15 protein-coding genes are annotated in these 16,447 nt (G+C 70.2%); 11 read left to right on the top strand and 4 right to left on the bottom strand.

Translation table 11 applies throughout. The features are described from left to right. Window positions 1-16 precede the first annotated feature (16 nt). From hydA to aroC, 11 genes are all read left to right on the top strand, one after another. Window positions 17-1,408: a dihydropyrimidinase gene (gene hydA, locus ABZV77_RS00075; protein WP_356248615.1), complete on the top strand. Its 1,392-nt coding sequence runs from the start codon at window positions 17-19 to the stop codon at window positions 1,406-1,408. 472 nt (window positions 1,409-1,880) lie between these two features. Then, entirely contained in the window at window positions 1,881-2,789 is a 909-nt protein-coding gene (locus ABZV77_RS00070; protein ID WP_356248613.1) for an aromatic prenyltransferase, read from the top strand. 152 nt (window positions 2,790-2,941) lie between these two features. Continuing rightward, window positions 2,942-3,979, top strand: a complete 1,038-nt coding sequence (gene mvk, locus ABZV77_RS00065; protein WP_356248611.1) for a mevalonate kinase — start codon at window positions 2,942-2,944, stop codon at window positions 3,977-3,979. Then, window positions 3,969-5,024, top strand: a complete 1,056-nt coding sequence (mvaD, locus tag ABZV77_RS00060) for a diphosphomevalonate decarboxylase (protein WP_356248609.1) — start codon at window positions 3,969-3,971, stop codon at window positions 5,022-5,024. Before mvk ends, mvaD begins: the two co-directional genes overlap by 11 nt. Next, window positions 5,021-6,136, top strand: a complete 1,116-nt coding sequence (locus tag ABZV77_RS00055; RefSeq protein ID WP_356248607.1) for a phosphomevalonate kinase — start codon at window positions 5,021-5,023, stop codon at window positions 6,134-6,136. The genes mvaD and ABZV77_RS00055 overlap by 4 nt, the downstream gene beginning before the upstream one ends. Then, on the top strand, window positions 6,133-7,224 hold the full coding sequence (fni, locus tag ABZV77_RS00050) for a type 2 isopentenyl-diphosphate Delta-isomerase (RefSeq protein ID WP_356248605.1): 1,092 nt from the start codon (window positions 6,133-6,135) through the stop codon (window positions 7,222-7,224). Before ABZV77_RS00055 ends, fni begins: the two co-directional genes overlap by 4 nt. Beyond that, window positions 7,221-8,279 carry a hydroxymethylglutaryl-CoA reductase gene (locus ABZV77_RS00045; protein ID WP_356248603.1) on the top strand — a complete coding sequence of 353 codons (1,059 nt, stop codon included), beginning with the start codon at window positions 7,221-7,223 and terminating at the stop codon, window positions 8,277-8,279. The genes fni and ABZV77_RS00045 overlap by 4 nt, the downstream gene beginning before the upstream one ends. Before the next feature lie 3 nt (window positions 8,280-8,282). Continuing rightward, the gene (locus ABZV77_RS00040) at window positions 8,283-9,458 is read left to right on the top strand and encodes a hydroxymethylglutaryl-CoA synthase (protein WP_356248601.1); all 1,176 of its coding nucleotides are present in this window, start codon (window positions 8,283-8,285) and stop codon (window positions 9,456-9,458) included. A gap of 4 nt (window positions 9,459-9,462) precedes the next feature. After that, complete coding sequence (locus ABZV77_RS00035) at window positions 9,463-10,458, top strand: ketoacyl-ACP synthase III (RefSeq protein ID WP_356248599.1); 996 nt, start codon at window positions 9,463-9,465, stop codon at window positions 10,456-10,458. 132 nt (window positions 10,459-10,590) lie between these two features. Continuing rightward, window positions 10,591-11,865: a 3-phosphoshikimate 1-carboxyvinyltransferase gene (gene aroA, locus ABZV77_RS00030; RefSeq protein ID WP_356248597.1), complete on the top strand. Its 1,275-nt coding sequence runs from the start codon at window positions 10,591-10,593 to the stop codon at window positions 11,863-11,865. A 29-nt stretch (window positions 11,866-11,894) separates the two neighbouring features. Continuing rightward, the gene (aroC, locus tag ABZV77_RS00025; protein WP_356248595.1) at window positions 11,895-13,079 is read left to right on the top strand and encodes a chorismate synthase; all 1,185 of its coding nucleotides are present in this window, start codon (window positions 11,895-11,897) and stop codon (window positions 13,077-13,079) included. 217 nt (window positions 13,080-13,296) lie between these two features. Here the strand turns inward: aroC and ABZV77_RS00020 are convergent, their stop codons facing one another. From ABZV77_RS00020 to ABZV77_RS00005, 4 genes are all read right to left on the bottom strand, one after another. Beyond that, entirely contained in the window at window positions 13,297-13,926 is a 630-nt protein-coding gene (locus ABZV77_RS00020; RefSeq protein ID WP_356248593.1) for a hypothetical protein, read from the bottom strand. Window positions 13,927-13,973: 47 nt separating this feature from the next. Continuing rightward, the gene (locus ABZV77_RS00015) at window positions 13,974-15,203 is read right to left on the bottom strand and encodes a phage tail sheath C-terminal domain-containing protein (protein WP_356248591.1); all 1,230 of its coding nucleotides are present in this window, start codon (window positions 15,201-15,203) and stop codon (window positions 13,974-13,976) included. A 70-nt stretch (window positions 15,204-15,273) separates the two neighbouring features. Further along, complete coding sequence (locus ABZV77_RS00010; RefSeq protein WP_356248589.1) at window positions 15,274-16,299, bottom strand: methyltransferase; 1,026 nt, start codon at window positions 16,297-16,299, stop codon at window positions 15,274-15,276. 56 nt (window positions 16,300-16,355) lie between these two features. Then, a partial coding sequence (locus ABZV77_RS00005) for a PhzA/PhzB family protein (protein ID WP_356250083.1) occupies window positions 16,356-16,447 on the bottom strand: 92 nt, incomplete at its 5' end.

The raw sequence follows: 16,447 nt of genomic DNA, 5'->3' as shown, positions 1-16,447 counted from the left end.
AAAGGGAGCGCACCACATGAGCAACCGCACTCTGATCACCGGCGGCCTGGTCATCACGGCCTCCGACGAACTGCCCGTCGACGTACTGGTGGAGGGCGGCCGCGTCGCGGCGCTGGCCACCCGCGACAGCCACGGCTGGACGGCCGACCACGTGATCGACGCGTCCGGGAAGTACGTGATCCCGGGCGGCGTCGACGCGCACACGCACATGGAGATGCCCTTCGGCGGCACCCTCGCCGCGGACACCTTCGAGACCGGCACCCGCGCCGCGGCCTGGGGCGGCACGACCACCATCATCGACTTCGCGATCCAGCCCAAGGGCGGCACGCTCGCGCAGGGGCTCGACACGTGGCACGAGAAGGCGGCCGGGAAGTGCGCGGTCGACTACGGATTCCACATGATCATGTCCGATGTGAACGAGTCCTCGCTCAAGGAGATGGACACGCTCGTCGCGTCCGGGATCACCTCGTTCAAGCTGTTCACCGCCTATCCCGGCGTCTTCTTCTCCGACGACGGGCAGATCCTGCGGGCGATGCAGCGCGCGGGTTCCAACGGCGGCCTCGTGATGGCGCACGCGGAGAACGGCCTCGCCATCGACGTCCTGGTGGAGCAGGCGCTTGCGCGCGGCGAGCGGGATCCGCGCTACCACGGCGAGGTCCGCAAGGCGCTCCTTGAGGCGGAGGCGACGCACCGGGTGATCCGGCTCAGCCAGGTGGCGGGCGCCCCGCTGTACGTGGTGCACGTGTCGGCGCAGGAGGCCGTCGCCGAACTGACCCGGGCGCGGGACGACGGCCTCCCGGTCTTCGGCGAGACGTGTCCGCAGTACCTCTTCCTGTCGACCGACAACCTGGCGGAGCCGGACTTCGAGGGCGCGAAGTACGTCTGCTCGACCCCGCTGCGCCCGAAGGAGCACCAGGCGGTGCTGTGGCGCGGGCTGCGCACGAACGACCTCCAGGTGGTCTCCACGGACCACTGCCCGTTCTGCTTCAAGGGGCAGAAGGAGATGGGCCGCGAGGACTTCTCGAAGATCCCGAACGGCATGCCGGGCGTCGAGAACCGCATGGACCTGCTCCACCAGGCCGTCGTCGACGGGCACATCAGCCGTCGCCGCTGGATCGAGGTCGCCTGCGCGACACCGGCCCGGATGTTCGGCCTGTATCCGAGGAAGGGCACGATCGCCCCGGGGGCCGACGCCGACATCGTCATCTACGACCCGCACGCCGAGCAGATCATGTCGGCGCAGACGCACCACATGAACGTGGACTACTCGGCCTACGAAGGAAAGCGGGTGACGGGGCGCGTGGAGACGGTGCTGTCCCGCGGTGTCCCGGTGGTCAACAACCGTGTGTACGCGGGGCGTTCGGGGCACGGGTCGTTCCTGCGGCGGGGGATCTGTCAGTACGTGTGAGCTGCGCTGTTCCTGCCGGACGGCAGGAGTTCGGGGGCGAGGACCGCGGTGTGCGGTCCTCGCCCTTTACAACGTCCGTGACCTTGGGGCGACTTCATTCGATGTGACCCGGGTCACTTCGGGTGCCACTTGGCTCGAAGGCGCCACCCGTGTCACTATTTCTGCACGCCGACTCTGCCCAAAAACCGCCGTGAGGCCGTGGGTTGAGCGCCGTAGTCGCCGGTAGGTACAGGCGAGACCGAGTCTCTGCTCGGTGCAGTACCGATACCCCTTCGCATTTCATGCATGCCTCTCATGTTGCTCCTGTTGTTTGCCTTGAGGCATGCCCTGAGTCTGCCCTGAGTCTGACTTGAGCCGGGGCGAAGGGGATTGACGATCCTAAGCCGAACTGCTTGCCGAAATCAGCTTCTGGTGTGCTGCCGATGATGTGCTCGCGTTCAAAGAGACGCCAAGATCGATAAGTGGAGGAAAAATGTCAGAGTTCACCGATTTGGAAGAGCTGTACTCAATCGTCGACAAGACGGCTCAGCTGGTGGACGTCACCGCATCGCGTGACAAGGTCTGGCCCATCCTCAATGCCTACAAGGACGTGGTCGGGCAGTCCGTCATCTCGTTCCGCGCGTCGACCGGCAGCAGCGCCGACGACCTCGACGCCCGCTTCACGATGCTCCCGAAGGACTTCGACCCGTACGCCCGCGCCCTGGAGCACAACCTCACGCCGAAGACGGACCACGCCGTCGGCAGCCTCCTGAAGGAGGTTCACGAGAACCTCCCCATCACCAGCTGCGGCGTCGACTTCGGAGTCGCGGGGGGCTTCACGAAGACCTGGTCGTTCCCGAGCGCCGAGAACCTCGTGAAGGTCTCCGACCTCGTCAAGCTGCCGTCGATCCCGGCCGCTGTCGCCGCCAACCGCGACTTCTTCGAGAAGTGGGGCCTGGCCGACATGGTCAGCACCGTGGGCATCGACTACTCGAAGCGCACGATGAACCTGTACTTCGGCGGCGGCGTGGGCGACCGCGTCCCGGCCGAGGTCTTCGAGGAGAAGGGCGTCAGGGCGATCCTCGGCGAGCTCGGTCTCTCCGAGCCGAGCGAGGAGCTCCTGCGGTTCTGCGAGCGCTCGTTCGTCATCTACGTGACGCTGAGCTGGGACTCCCCGGAGATCAACAGGTTCACCTACTCCGTCATGACGCCGGAGCCGCTGGGCCTCCCGATCACGTTCGCCCCGACCTTCGAGCGCCTCATCAAGGAAGCTCCGTACGACACGTCGGGCCGCAACTACATCTACGGCATCGCGTCGACGCCCAAGGGCGAGTACCACAAGATCGCGTCGTACTACCAGTGGCAGAAGCGCGTCGAGAACCTGCTGCGTTCCGAGTCCTGACGACACCTCGCCCGTCAGGGCCGGTAGTACAAGGGCTTGCGGAGAGGGAAATTCCACCCCTCTCCGCAAGCCCTTTTCTCTGGAACGGCCGGGGTTCTGACGGCGTCCGGCCAGCCTCATTCATTCCTAGAACTCTGGATGATGCGATCTCCATGCAGAAAAGAGAAAGGGAGCTGAGTGCGTTGACGTCACCGAGCTCAGCGGAAGGGGTGTCAGAAATCCGTCGCGCTCGCTCCGTCGGAATCGGCCGCGCCCACGCGAAGGCCATTTTGCTGGGGGAGCACGCGGTCGTTTACGGCGCTCCCGCCCTTGCGCTCCCGGTGCCCCAGCTGGCGGTCACGGCGAGCGCCGGATGGTCCGCCCAGTCGCCGGGTGACGCCGGCGATGTGTCTCTGACAATGACCGGATCTGCCTCCCGACCGGTGGCGACGCAGGCCTCCGACTGGCTCCGGCGACTCAGTGCCGAGTTCCGGACGACCATGCACGTGGCCGACGACGTGCACCTCGACGTCATACTGGACTGCGCCATCCCGCCCGGCCGCGGCCTCGGCTCCAGCGCCGCCTGCGCGCGCGCCGTGGTCTTCGCGCTGGCCGACCTCTTCGACCGCGAGGTCACCCCGCAGACCGCCTTCGACCTGGTGCAGACCGCCGAGAACGTGGCCCACGGCCGCGCCAGCGGCGTCGACGCCACCGCCGTGGGCGCGCCCGGACCCCTGCTGTTCCAGCAGGGCCGCTCCGAGGAACTGCCCGTCGGCTGCGAGGAGTTGTTCATCATCGCCGACAGCGGCGAGGTGGGCAGGACCAAGGACGCGGTCAGCATGCTCCGCGACGGCTTCGAGCGGCACGCCGGAGCGCAGGAACACTTCGTACGCCGCGCGACGGACCTCACCGACGAGGCCCGCCACGCGCTCGCGGACGGAAAGCCCGAGGAGCTCGGCACGCGCATGACGGAGTATCACGAGCTGCTGCGGGCGGCCGGGTTGAGCACCGACCGGATCGACGCACTGGTCGAAGGGGCGCTCTCCGCGGGCAGCCTCGGCGCCAAGATCACCGGCGGTGGCATGGGCGGCTGCGTGCTCGCGCTGACCCAGCCCGAGCGGGCGAGCGCGGTGACCCGGCAGCTGCACGAAGCCGGCGCCGAACAGACATGGGTCGTACCGCTGAGGGGGTTTGCCGGACATGGTCGCTGAACAACAGGCCACGGCGGTGCGCACGGCCCCGGCGGACACGGCGGGCAACGCGACCGCCGTGGCGCACCCGAACATCGCACTGATCAAGTACTGGGGCAAGCGCGACGAGCGGCTCATCCTGCCGCGCACCGACAGCCTCTCGATGACCCTGGACATCTTCCCGACCACCACCCGCGTGCGCCTGGCCCCCGGAGCGGATCACGACGACGTGACGCTCGGCGGCGCTCCCGCGCAGGGTGAGGCCGAGCGGCGCATCGTCACCTTCCTCGACCTGGTGCGCGAGCGCGCCGGAAGCGCCGACCGCGCCGTCGTCGAGACCGAGAACACCGTCCCCACCGGGGCCGGACTCGCCTCCTCCGCCAGCGGATTCGCCGCCCTGGCCGTCGCCGCGGCCGCCGCCTACGGCCTCGACCTGGACGTCACCGCACTCTCCCGCCTGGCCCGCCGCGGCTCCGGCTCCGCCTCCCGGTCCCTCTTCGGGGACTTCGTGGTCTGGCACGCGGGACGCCACACCGGCACGGAGGAGGAGGCGGACCTCAGCTCGTACGCCGAGCCGGTGCCCGCCGGGCCGCTCGACCCCGCACTCGTCGTCGCCGTCGTCAACGCCGGACCCAAGGACGTGTCCAGCAGGGCGGCCATGCGCCGCACCGTCGACACCTCGCCGCTCTTCGAGCCGTGGGCCGAATCCAGCAAGGACGACCTGGTCGACATGCGCAAGGCCCTCGGCCGGGGCGACCTCGAAGCGGTCGGCGAGATCGCGGAACGCAACGCGCTCGGCATGCACGCCACGATGCTGGCGGCCCGCCCCGCGGTGCGCTACATGTCGCCCGCCTCGCTCACCGTGCTCGACAGCGTGCTGCAGCTCAGGCGCGACGGCGTGCCCGCCTACGCGACCATGGACGCCGGGCCCAACGTGAAGGTGCTCTGCCGCAACGCGGACGCCGACCGGGTGGCGGGTGTCGTGCGCAGCGCCGCGCAGGGCGGCGCCATCCACATCGCCCGCCCGGGACCGGGCGCCCGGCTGCTGTCCGGGGACGGGCGGTGACCGGTCGGCCGACGGTCGTCCGGCGCGCGCCGGGCAAGCTGTACGTCGCCGGTGAGTACGCGGTGGTGGAGCCGGGCAACCCGGCGATCCTGATCGCCGTCGACCGGTATGTCACCGTCACCGTGTCCGACCCCGGCGAACCCGGCGTCGTACTCTCCTCCGACCTCGCCGCGCGCACGGCGCACTGCCGATGGCGGGACGGGCGGCTCGGCGGATCGGGACCGCAGGACGAGGAGCTGCTCCGGGAGAGCTTCGCCCATGTGGCGGCGGCCATCGAGATCGTCGGCCGCCTGCTCGCCGAACGGGACCTTCCCGCGCCCGCGCTGGATGTATCGGTCAGCAGCGAACTGCACGACAACGGAACCAAGTTCGGGTTCGGGTCGAGCGGCGCGGTCGTCGTGGCGACCGTCGCCGCCATGGCGGCCCACTGCGGCCTCGACCTGACGCCTGATGCCCGCTACCGCCTCGCGATGCTCGCCACGGCGGGCCTCGAACCCAAGGCGTCCGGCGGCGACCTCGCCGCAGGCACCTGGGGCGGCTGGATCACCTATCGGGCACCCGACCGGGCCGCCGTCCTCGACCTGACCCGGAGAACGGGCGTCGAGGAGGCCCTGCGCGTGCCCTGGCCGGGCCACGAAGTACGCGCACTGCCCGGTCCCGAGGGCCTCTCGCTGGAGGTCGGCTGGACCGGAACGCCCGCCTCCACCTCGTCCCTGGTCTCCGGTCTCGACCGGCGGACCTGGCGGGGCAGCGCCTCCCACCGGAGGTTCGTGGAGACGAGCAACGACTTCGTGCGTGCCTCGGTCGACGCACTGGAGGGCGGCGACCGCGAGGGCCTGCTGCGGCAGATCCGGCGCGCCCGGCAGGAACTGGCCCGCCTCGACGAAGAGGTGGGTCTCGGAATCTTCACGCAGCGGCTGACCGCGCTGTGCGAGGCCGCCGAAGCAGTCGGCGGCGCGGCCAAGCCCTCAGGGGCGGGCGGCGGCGACTGCGGCATCGCACTGCTCGACGCCGAAGCGGCACTGGACATCGCTCAAGTACGGAAACGGTGGACCACGGCGGGCGTGCGGCCCTTGCCGATCCGTCCCGCCATGGAAGGGAACGCAGAATGATCTCTCAACGCAAGGACGACCACGTCCGGCTCGCTGTCGAGCACGCGCGTCAGCACAGCGGACACAACCAGTTCGACGAGGTGTCGTTCGTCCACCACGCCCTGGCCGGTATCGACCGGCCGGACGTGTCCCTGGCCACGAACTTCGCCAAGATCTCCTGGCCGGTGCCCCTCTACATCAACGCGATGACCGGCGGCAGCGTCAGCACCGGCATCATCAACCGCGACCTGGCCATCGCCGCCCGCGAGACCGGCGTGGCCGTCGCCTCCGGCTCCATGAGCGCGTACTTCAAGGACCCGTCGTGCGCCGACACGTTCAGCGTGCTGCGCAAGGAGAACCCGGACGGGTTCGTGCTGGCCAACGTCAACGCGACGGCCTCGGTCGACAAGGTGCAGCGCGCCATCGACCTGGTGCAGGCCAACGCCCTGCAGATCCACATCAACACCGCGCAGGAAACACCGATGCCCGAGGGCGACCGGTCGTTCTCCGCCTGGGTCCCGCAGATCGAGAAGATCGCGGCGGCCGTCGAGGTCCCCGTGATCGTCAAGGAGGTCGGCAACGGCCTCAGCCGTGAGACCGTCCTGCTCATCGAGAGCCTCGGCGTCCAGGTCGCGGACCTCGGCGGCCGCGGCGGCACGGACTTCGCCCGGATCGAGAACGGGCGGCGCGAGCTCGGCGAGTACGCGTTCATGCACGGCTGGGGACAGTCCACCGCGGCCTGCCTCCTGGACGCGCAGGACGTCGGCATCCCGGTCCTCGCCTCCGGCGGGGTACGCAACGCGCTGGACGTGGCCCGCGCGCTGGCGCTCGGCGCGTCCGGCGTCGGAGCCTCCGGCGGATTCCTCCGGACCCTGAAGGACGAGGGCGTCTCCGCGCTGATCGCGCAGATCTCGACGTGGCTCGACCAGCTCGCCGCCCTGCAGACCATGCTCGGCGCGCGCACCCCCGCCGACCTGACGCGCTGCGACCTGCTGATCCACGGTGAACTCCGTGACTTCTGCGCCGACCGAGGCATCGAGACCGGGACGTTCGCGCAGCGCTCCCGTTCCGTCGAGGCCGCCCACCAGCTGACGGGAAGCACCCGATGACCGAGACACACGCAATAGCCGGCGTCCCGATGCGGTGGGTGGGCCCCCTGCGCATCTCCGGGAACGTCGCCACCACCGAGACCCAGGTCCCGCTCGCCACCTACGAGACGCCGCTGTGGCCCTCCGTGGGCCGCGGCGCCAAGGTCTCCAGGCTGGTCGAGGAAGGCATCGTCGCCACCCTCGTCGACGAGCGCATGACCCGCTCGGTGCTCGTGGAGGCGACGGACGCACAGACCGCCTACGTCGCCGCACGGGCCATCGACGCACGGATCGACGAGCTGCGCGAAGTGGTGCGCGGCTGCAGCAGGTTCGCCCAGCTGATCAACATCCGGCACGAGATCAACGCCAACCTGCTCTTCATCCGGTTCGAGTTCACCACCGGCGACGCCTCCGGCCACAACATGGCGACGCTCGCGTCCGACGCGCTCCTGAAGCACCTGCTCGAGACCATCCCGGGGATTTCCTACGGGTCGATCTCGGGCAACTACTGCACGGACAAGAAGGCCACCGCGATCAACGGCATCCTCGGCCGCGGCAAGAACGTGGTCACGGAGCTGCTGATCCCGCGGGACATCGTCACCGACGTCCTGCACACGACGGCCGCGAAGGTCGTCCAGCTGAACATCCGCAAGAACATGCTCGGCACCCTGCTCGCGGGCGGCATCCGCTCGGCGAACGCCCACTACGCCAACATGCTGCTCGGCTTCTACCTCGCGACCGGCCAGGACGCGGCCAACATCGTCGAGGGCTCGCAGGGCGTCACCATGGCCGAGGACCGCGACGGCGACCTCTACTTCGCCTGCACCCTGCCGAACCTGATCGTCGGCACGGTGGGCAACGGCAAGGGCCTCGAGTTCGTCGAGACCAACCTCGCCCGGCTCGGCTGCCGGGTCGACCGCGAGCCCGGCGAGAACGCCCGCCGCCTCGCGGTGATCGGTGCGGCGACGGTCCTGTGCGGAGAGCTCTCGCTCCTCGCGGCACAGACGAACCCCGGCGAACTGATGCGTGCACATGTCCAGTTGGAGCGCGGCAACCAGGAAAAGGTCGGTGTGTAGGGCATGTCCAGTGACTCAGGCATAGGTATTCACGATCTGTCGTTCGCGACCACCGAGTTCGTGCTGCCGCACACGGCGCTCGCCGAGTACAACGGCACGGAGATCGGCAAGTACCACATCGGCATCGGCCAGGAGTCGATGAGCGTTCCGGCGGCCGACGAGGACATCGTGACGCTGGCCGCCGCCGCGGCCGCGCCGATCGTCGAGCGGCACGGCAGCGAGCGGATCCGCACCGTCGTCTTCGCCACCGAGTCCTCCATCGACCAGGCCAAGTCCGGAGGTGTGTACGTCCATTCGCTGCTCGGGCTGCCCTCCGCGGCGCGGGTGGTCGAGCTGAAGCAGGCCTGTTACGGGGCGACCGCGGGCCTCCAGTTCGCACTGGGCCTGGTCGCAAGGGACCCCTCGCAGCAGGTCCTCGTGATCGCCAGCGACGTGTCCAAGTACGAACTGGACAGCCCCGGCGAGGCCACGCAGGGCGCGGCCGCCGTCGCGATGCTGGTCGGCGCGGACCCCGCGCTCATCAGGCTCGACGGCCCCTCCGGACTGTTCACCGCGGACGTGATGGACTTCTGGCGGCCCAACTACCGGGACGCCGCGCTGGTCGACGGGCAGGAGTCCATCTCCGCCTACCTCCAGGCCGTCGAGGGCTGCTGGAAGGACTACACGGAGCAGGGCGGGCACTCGCTCGACGAGTTCGCCGCGTTCTGCTACCACCAGCCCTTCACCAAGATGGCCTACAAGGCCCACCGCCACCTGCTGAACTACTGCGGATACGACACCGACAAGGACGTCATCGAGCAGGGGCTCGGCCAGACCACGGCGTACAACCGGGTCATCGGCAACAGCTACACGGCGTCGGTGTACCTGGGCCTGGCCGCGCTGCTCGACCAGGCCGAGGACCTCACCGGCCGCTCGATCGGCTTCCTGAGCTACGGCTCGGGCAGCGTCGCGGAGTTCTTCGCGGGCCAGGTCGTCCCCGGCTACCGCGACCAGCTGCGCACCGCCGAGCACCAGGAGGCCATCGCGCGCCGCACGGAGCTCGACTACGCGGGCTACAAGGAGCTGCACGAGCGGTCCTTCCCGACCGACGGCGGGGACTACCCCACACCGGTGCAGACCGGCGGGCAGTTCCGTCTCGCCGCCCTGCGCGGCCACAAGCGGATATACGAACGGCGGTAGGCGAATGACGGACATCGCTACCGATATCTCAGTTCTCGGTACCGGTCACTACGTGCCGGACCGCATCGTCTCCAACGACGAGGTCGGGGCTCCGGCGGGCGTCGAGGGCGAGTGGATCGTCCGCAAGACCGCGATCCGGGAACGTCGCTGGGCCGCGCCGGGACAGGCCACCTCGGACCTCGCCGTCGAAGCCGCGCGGTCCGCCCTGGAGTCGGCGGGCATCACCGCCGGTCAGCTGTCGGTGATCGTGGTGGCCACGTCCACCCCGGACCGGCCGCAGCCGCCGACCGCGGTGTACGTGCAGCAGAAGCTCGGCGCGCTGGGCGCGGCCGCGTTCGACGTCAACGCGGTCTGCTCGGGCAGCATGTACGCCCTCTCGGTGGTCGAGGGCATGCTGGCACGGCGGGGCGGCCACGCCCTGGTGATCGGCGCGGACGTGTACTCGCGGATCCTGAACCCGGCCGACCGCAAGACGGTCGTGCTGTTCGGCGACGGGGCAGGGGCGATGGTCCTCGGCGCCGGCACCGGCGGCCCCGGCGCGCGGATACGGCATGTCGCACTGCACACCTTCGGCGAGCTCGCGGACCTCATCCAGGTGCCCGCGGGCGGCAGCAGGACCCCGCCCGACCAGGCCGTCCTCGACGCGGGGCTGCAGTACTTCGCGATGGACGGACGCGAGGTGCGCCGGTTCGTGGTGGAGCAACTGCCGCAGCTGACCAAGCAGTTCCTGCACGAGGCGGGAGTGGCGCCCGACGACATCGCGCACTTCGTGCCGCACCAGGCCAACGGCGTCATGCTCGACACGGTGATCGAGGATCTCTCGCTGTCGCGCGCCACCACGCACCTGACGCTGGAGCAGTACGGCAACACCGGGGCCGCATCCATCCCGATCACGCTGGACGCGGCGGCCCGCGAGGGCGCCTTCAGCCCCGGCGACCTGATCCTGATGGCGGGCTTCGGAGGCGGCATGGCCGCGGGACTCGCCCTGCTCGAATGGTGAGGGGCCCCCGCCCCTGACGGCCGCCCACCCGGCCGTCACCCCCAACCGGGCCGGGGAGCCCACTTCCCCCAAGGGAGCTCCCCGGCCTGAACCCCAGCACTTACCGTCCCCGCGCCGCAGGAGGCACCCCGCGTGATCACGGAGAAGGAGCCCGGCACCGGCCTGGCCGCCCGCATACCGGGATCCAAGAGTCTGACCAACCGGCTGCTGCTGCTGGCCGCCGCGGCCGACGGCACGAGCACGGTCCGCGCTCCGCTCGTGAGCGAGGACACGGTCGCGTTCCGCGAGGCGCTCGACGCGTGCGGCATCCCCGTGAAGACCGGCCCGGGAGACGCGTTCTGGGCAGTGACGGGCACCGGGCGCGGCCCGGCGGGCTCCGCCCGCCCGTGGTGCGCGGACGCCGGAACCGCGGCCCGCTTCCTGCCCCCGTTCGCCGCCACCGGGCACGGCAGCTTCCTCTTCGACGGCTCGTCCCAACTGCGCGCCCGCCCGCAGGGCCCCCTGCTCGACGCGCTCCGCGCCCTGGGCGCCGACCTGGAGCCGGGCCCCGGCAACGGACTTCCCCTGCTGATCCGCGCCCAGGGCATCGAGGGCGGCGAACTCACGGTGGACTCCTCCCTGAGCAGCCAGTACCTCAGCGGCCTCCTGATGGCGGCCCCGCTGATGCGCCGCGGCCTGCGGATCCGGACCGGAAGCCTGGTCAGCCGCCCCTACATCGACATGACCCTGGCGCTGATGCGGCGCTTCGGAGCCCGCGTCGACGAGGGCGCGGACGGCACCCTCAGCGTCGAACCGCGGCCGTACGACGCCACGGACATCGTGGTCGAACCCGACGCGTCCTCCGCCTCGTACGTCTTCGCCGCGGCGGCGGTCACCGGACGCACCGTCACCGTGCCCGGCCTGGGCACCGACAGCCTCCAGGGCGACCTGCGCTTCGTCGAGGTCCTCCGGCACACGGGCGCCGACGTGCACGTGGGCCCGACCGCCACCACCGTGACGGGCAACGGCCCGCTGCGGGGCGGCTTCACCGTCGACATGGGCGAGATCTCGGACACCTTCATGACCCTCGCCGCCATCGCGCCGCTCGCCGACGAGCCCATCACCATCACCGGTGTCGCGCACGCACGGCTCAAGGAGTCCGACCGCGTCGCCGCCATGGCGGAGAACCTGCGGGCCTGCGGCATCGAGATCGCCGAGGGCCCGGACCGGATCACCGTCCACCCCGGGGTGCCGCGCCCCACCCGCATCGCATGCCACCGCGACCACCGGATCGCGATGTCGTTCTCGGTCCTCGGCCTCGCCGTACCGGACACGATCTCGCTGGACGACCCGGAGTGCGTGGCCAAGACGTTCCCAGAGTTCCACGACGAGATGCGGCGCCTGTTCACCGGCCACGCACTCCGTTGAGCACCGAACAGGCAGACAGAGGAGCACCGTTGAGCAGGTTGCGTTGGCTGACCGCGGGGGAGTCGCACGGACCCGCGCTTGTCGCGACGTTGGAGGGTCTTCCCGCCGGCGTGCCGATCACGACGGAGATGGTGGCGGATCATCTGGCGCGGCGGCGGTTGGGGTATGGCCGTGGGGCGCGGATGAAGTTCGAGCGTGATGAGGTCACGTTTTTGGGCGGGGTCCGGCATGGGCTGAGCATGGGTTCGCCGGTTGCGGTGATGGTGGGCAATACGGAGTGGCCCAAGTGGGAGCAGGTGATGTCGGCGGATCCGGTGGATCCGCAGGTGCTTGCTGATCTGGCGCGTAATGCTCCGCTGACGCGGCCGCGGCCTGGGCATGCGGACCTGGCGGGGATGCAGAAGTACGGGTTCGACGAGGCGCGGCCGGTGCTGGAGCGGGCGTCGGCGCGGGAGACCGCGGCGCGGGTGGCGCTGGGTGCGGTGGCGCGGTCGTTCTTGAAGGAGACGGCCGGGATCGAGATCGTCTCGCACGTCACCGAGCTGGCGGCGGCCAAGGCCCCCTACGGGGTCTACCCGACGCCGGCGGACGTCGAGAAGCTGGATGCCGACCCGGTGCGCTGCCTGGATGCGGACGCCTCCAAGGCGATGGTCGCGGAGATCGATCAGGCGCACAAGGACGGCGACACGCTGGGCGGTGTGGTCGAGGTGCTGGCGTACGGAGTGCCGGTGGGTCTGGGCTCGCATGTGCACTGGGACCGGCGGCTGGATGCGCGGCTTGCGGCGGCGTTGATGGGGATTCAGGCGATCAAGGGGGTCGAGGTCGGGGACGGGTTCGATCTGGCGCGGGTGCCGGGCTCCCAGGCGCACGACGAGATCGTCACCACCGAGGACGGGATCCGGCGCACCTCGGGCCGCTCCGGTGGTACCGAGGGTGGCCTGTCCACGGGTGAGCTGTTGCGGGTGCGGGCGGCGATGAAGCCGATTGCGACGGTGCCGCGGGCGTTGGCGACCATCGATGTGGTCACGGGTGAGGCGACCAAGGCGCATCACCAGCGCTCGGATGTGTGTGCGGTTCCGGCGGCGGGGATTGTCGCGGAGGCGATGGTGGCGTTGGTGCTTGCGGATGCGGTGGCGGAGAAGTTCGGTGGGGACAGTGTTCCCGAGACGCGCCGCAATGTGCAGTCCTACCTCGACAACCTGCAGATCCGGTGACGGTGACGAGGCGGCAGACCGGGCGGCAGACCGGTGCCGCCTCGGCCGTCACCGGAAACGGCAGGTGGAGGCGGTCACCGCACGCGTGAGTACCCCGCGTGCGGTGAGCACCTCCACCAGTGGCTCCGTCGCGCCCTACCCTGCTCTCTCCCGCTGAGCAGGCCGAGCGTCCCGCGAAGCCGTTCCCACTACCGGCGCCGGACGGCGCTGTCCGGGCTCAGGCGGCTGCCTTGCGCTGCCGGTCCATGAGGTGGCGCAGGACGAGCCACTCCCGTATCTCCCACGAATGCCCCGACGAGCAGCGGATGCTGCTGTTCTTGGCCGCGGCACCGGAACTGTGCGGCGACGCGTTGATCGTGCCGGGGCAACTGTCCACCACACACCGTCTGGTGAGCGGATCGCGCTCGCCCAGGTCGGGGTCGATGAGACGGAGCAGCTCGACGTGGAGTCCCTGGATCTCGGCCGCGAAATCCTCGGCCGGAGGCTGGGCCGTGAGCCACTCCAGATGGGCCAGGAGGAAGCAGACCAGGTGGGGGACGGAACGGCTCGGGACCGTGGTCTCGAGTTCATCCGCGACATAGCCCGCCCACGATTCCAGAATCGCGACGATGTTGCTCCGGGTGTCGAGCGCGGAGACGTTCAGATGGTCCCGCCTGCGGCTCCCTGACACCTTGGTCGGATTACGCCGCCGGGACGTGGCCATGACGTGGTGCAGGCCCTCCTGATGGAGGCCGGGCAGCGCGCGCAGCTGACGCGCCAGCTTTCCGACGCAGGCGTCGCAGAGCAGTGATTCCGTGGCGTCACGCACCTCCGGCCTGTGGTCCCGCGAGCATGAGTGAATCTCCATAAAGTGACTCCTTGTTGTGGCTGGACGGCCCGGCCGGACCGCCCCTGTCAGATGGTTCTGTTGCCGATGTCGTGCTGAACGCGGAACGTGACGAACTCGGCCGGTCGTACGGCGGCCAGGCCGACGTCGAGGTTCACCCGGCCCCGCGCCACGTCCTCGGCGGTGTTGTTGGTGTCGTCGCAGACGACCTCGAACGCCTCGGCCGCCGACCCGCCGGGCAGCGCCCCGTGACGCCACAGCCCCTTCAGGAACGTCGTCGTGGACTGACGCATCAGCGCCCGCAGTTGAGCCGTGTTCGTGTCGAAGGCCGCCCAGCGGGTGCCCTGTTCGAGCGAGGCCCGGGTGTAGTTCACCAGGCGGCGCACGCCGAGGTCCGACCAGTCGGCCTCGGTCGACAGCGTCTGCGCGCTCAGCGCCCGGACGCCCTGCCCCTGCACGAACCGCAGGCAGTTCACCCCCAGGCCCGTGACCGACTCCCGCTCTGCATCGGTGAGTTCACGCTCCTGCTTCACCACTCCCACCAGCGAACCCACCGGCGTCGTATGGACGCCCTGCTCCGTGTCGGCGCGGCAGCACATCCCCGACACGTGTCCCGAAGGCGGCACCAGACGTTCGTTCCCGCCGACCTCGGTCACGGTGATCCACGGATAGTGGACGGCGACGAACTGGGCGTCCGGCTCCGCCAGCCCGAACGGCCTGCTGTGCACGTCGGCGGGGGCGAGGCCCTGCCGGGTGTGCAGCAGGGCGACCCGGTGCCCCACGCGGGCACAGTGCCCGGCGATCGCCTGCGCGATGCCGTCGGCCTCCTCCTCCACCCGCCACAGATCCGGAGCCACCACGAGGCTTATCTCCGGCAGGCGTTCCAGCCTGGCGAGAGCGGCCCGATAGGCGGCGACGCGGTCCACGTCCCCGGCGCCGCGCGCCCCGCCGTCCCCCGTCCCGAGAATCCACGCCCCGCCACCGCCGTTGCGGAAGTGGCCGAGCACGGCGTCGTGGACGAAGGACGGCGCCTCCCCGTCGGCCGTGCGCGGCGAGAACGCCTCGATGAACTCCAGCGGGTGCCGGACGAAGGCGGGCTTGCCGGGCAGGCCGGGGGCGTCCCCGATGAACGCCGCCACCGAGGTGTGCACGCCGTGGATGAAGGGCGCGCCGTGGCCCGCACCCCGCACGATGTCCGGTTCCCGGAGATCCCTGAGGGGGTCCCGGAGGTCGATGTCCGGGCCGAGCGCCCCGGACGTGCTTGCTGTGCGCGGTTGATCCGGCTGCTGTCGGGGCATGCAGACTCCTCGGTCACGACGGGAAGGCAGATCCGCGACCGGGCCGGCGCGCGGACGGTGCGGCCGGACTTCAGCCTGCCGGAGTGAGCACCAAGGCGGAGGTTTCCATGGGCAGTTGGACACAGCGCTCGATGGACAGACCGGAGCGTGCCGTCAGATTGCGGTACTCGCCGATGGAACGCTGATGACCGCCGTTGACGACCATCAGATGGAGGTCCCACAGCGGGGCCAGCAGGCCGTCCTTGCCGTCCTGGACGACCATTTCGATGACCAGGAGCCGGGAGTTCGGGGCCATGGCCTCGCGTATGGACCGCAGGAGGCGTACGCAGTCGTCCTCCTGCCAGTCGCCGAGCACCCGGGACAGGAGGTACGTGTCGGCCTTCTGCGGGACCGGGGTGGTGAACATGTCCCCGGCGACGAGCTCGGCGCGGTCGGTTCCCACGGTCCGTTCCAGGTGCGCGTGGGCGATGGGGATGTTGTGTTCCAGGTCGATCAGGGTGCCGCGGGCCTCGGGCGCGGCACCGAGGACGGTGGCCAGCAACTGGCCGCTGCCGCCCGCGATGTCGACGATGTGCCGGTCGGCGCTGAAGTCGATGTGCTGGGGGACGGCGTCGAAGGAGAAGTTCTTCGCCTGGGCCTGCATGGCCCGCTGGAAGCGCTCCGCGGCATCGGGGTCCTCGCCCAGATAGCCGAGGAGGGAGCGGCCGTACGCCTTCTCGAAGCCGGTCCCGCCCGTGCGGAAGGTCTCGATCGAGTTACCCCAGGCCTGGTAGAACTCCTCGCCGTAGAGCAGGGACACATCGCGCAGCGAGCCCGGCCTGTCGCGCAGCAGGTCGCCGATGTCGGTGTTGCGGAAGCCGTCGTTCTCGTCACCGTCCACCACGCCAAGACGCAGCAGCAGGCGCAGCAGCCGCCGGACGGCGTCCTGGTTCGCGCCAGCGGCCTCGGCAAGCTCGGCCGGGCCGGTGTGCCCGGCCGCTATGAGGTCGGGCAGGCCCAGTTTGGCCGCCGCGTAGACGGCCTGGGTGTGCCAGGCGGCGGTGATGAGGTCGATGGTGGCGCGGGCTGCCGGTCGGGGGGTGCTTTCCGTGCTCATGACCTGTCTCTCCTCGGACTGATGTAGGGGGGCGTGGGGGGAGTGGCGTGTCGGGGTCAGGAGGGGATCCAGTCGCGTTTGATGTGGGGGGTGTCGATGCTGAGGGCGCGCATGTGTTCGATGGGGTTGGTGTATTCGCGGCTGGCGG

The organism is Streptomyces sp. NPDC004732 (assembly GCF_040609235.1).
GTDB lineage: Bacteria > Actinomycetota > Actinomycetes > Streptomycetales > Streptomycetaceae > Streptomyces.
This window is presented reverse-complemented; position numbering and strand designations above follow the sequence as displayed.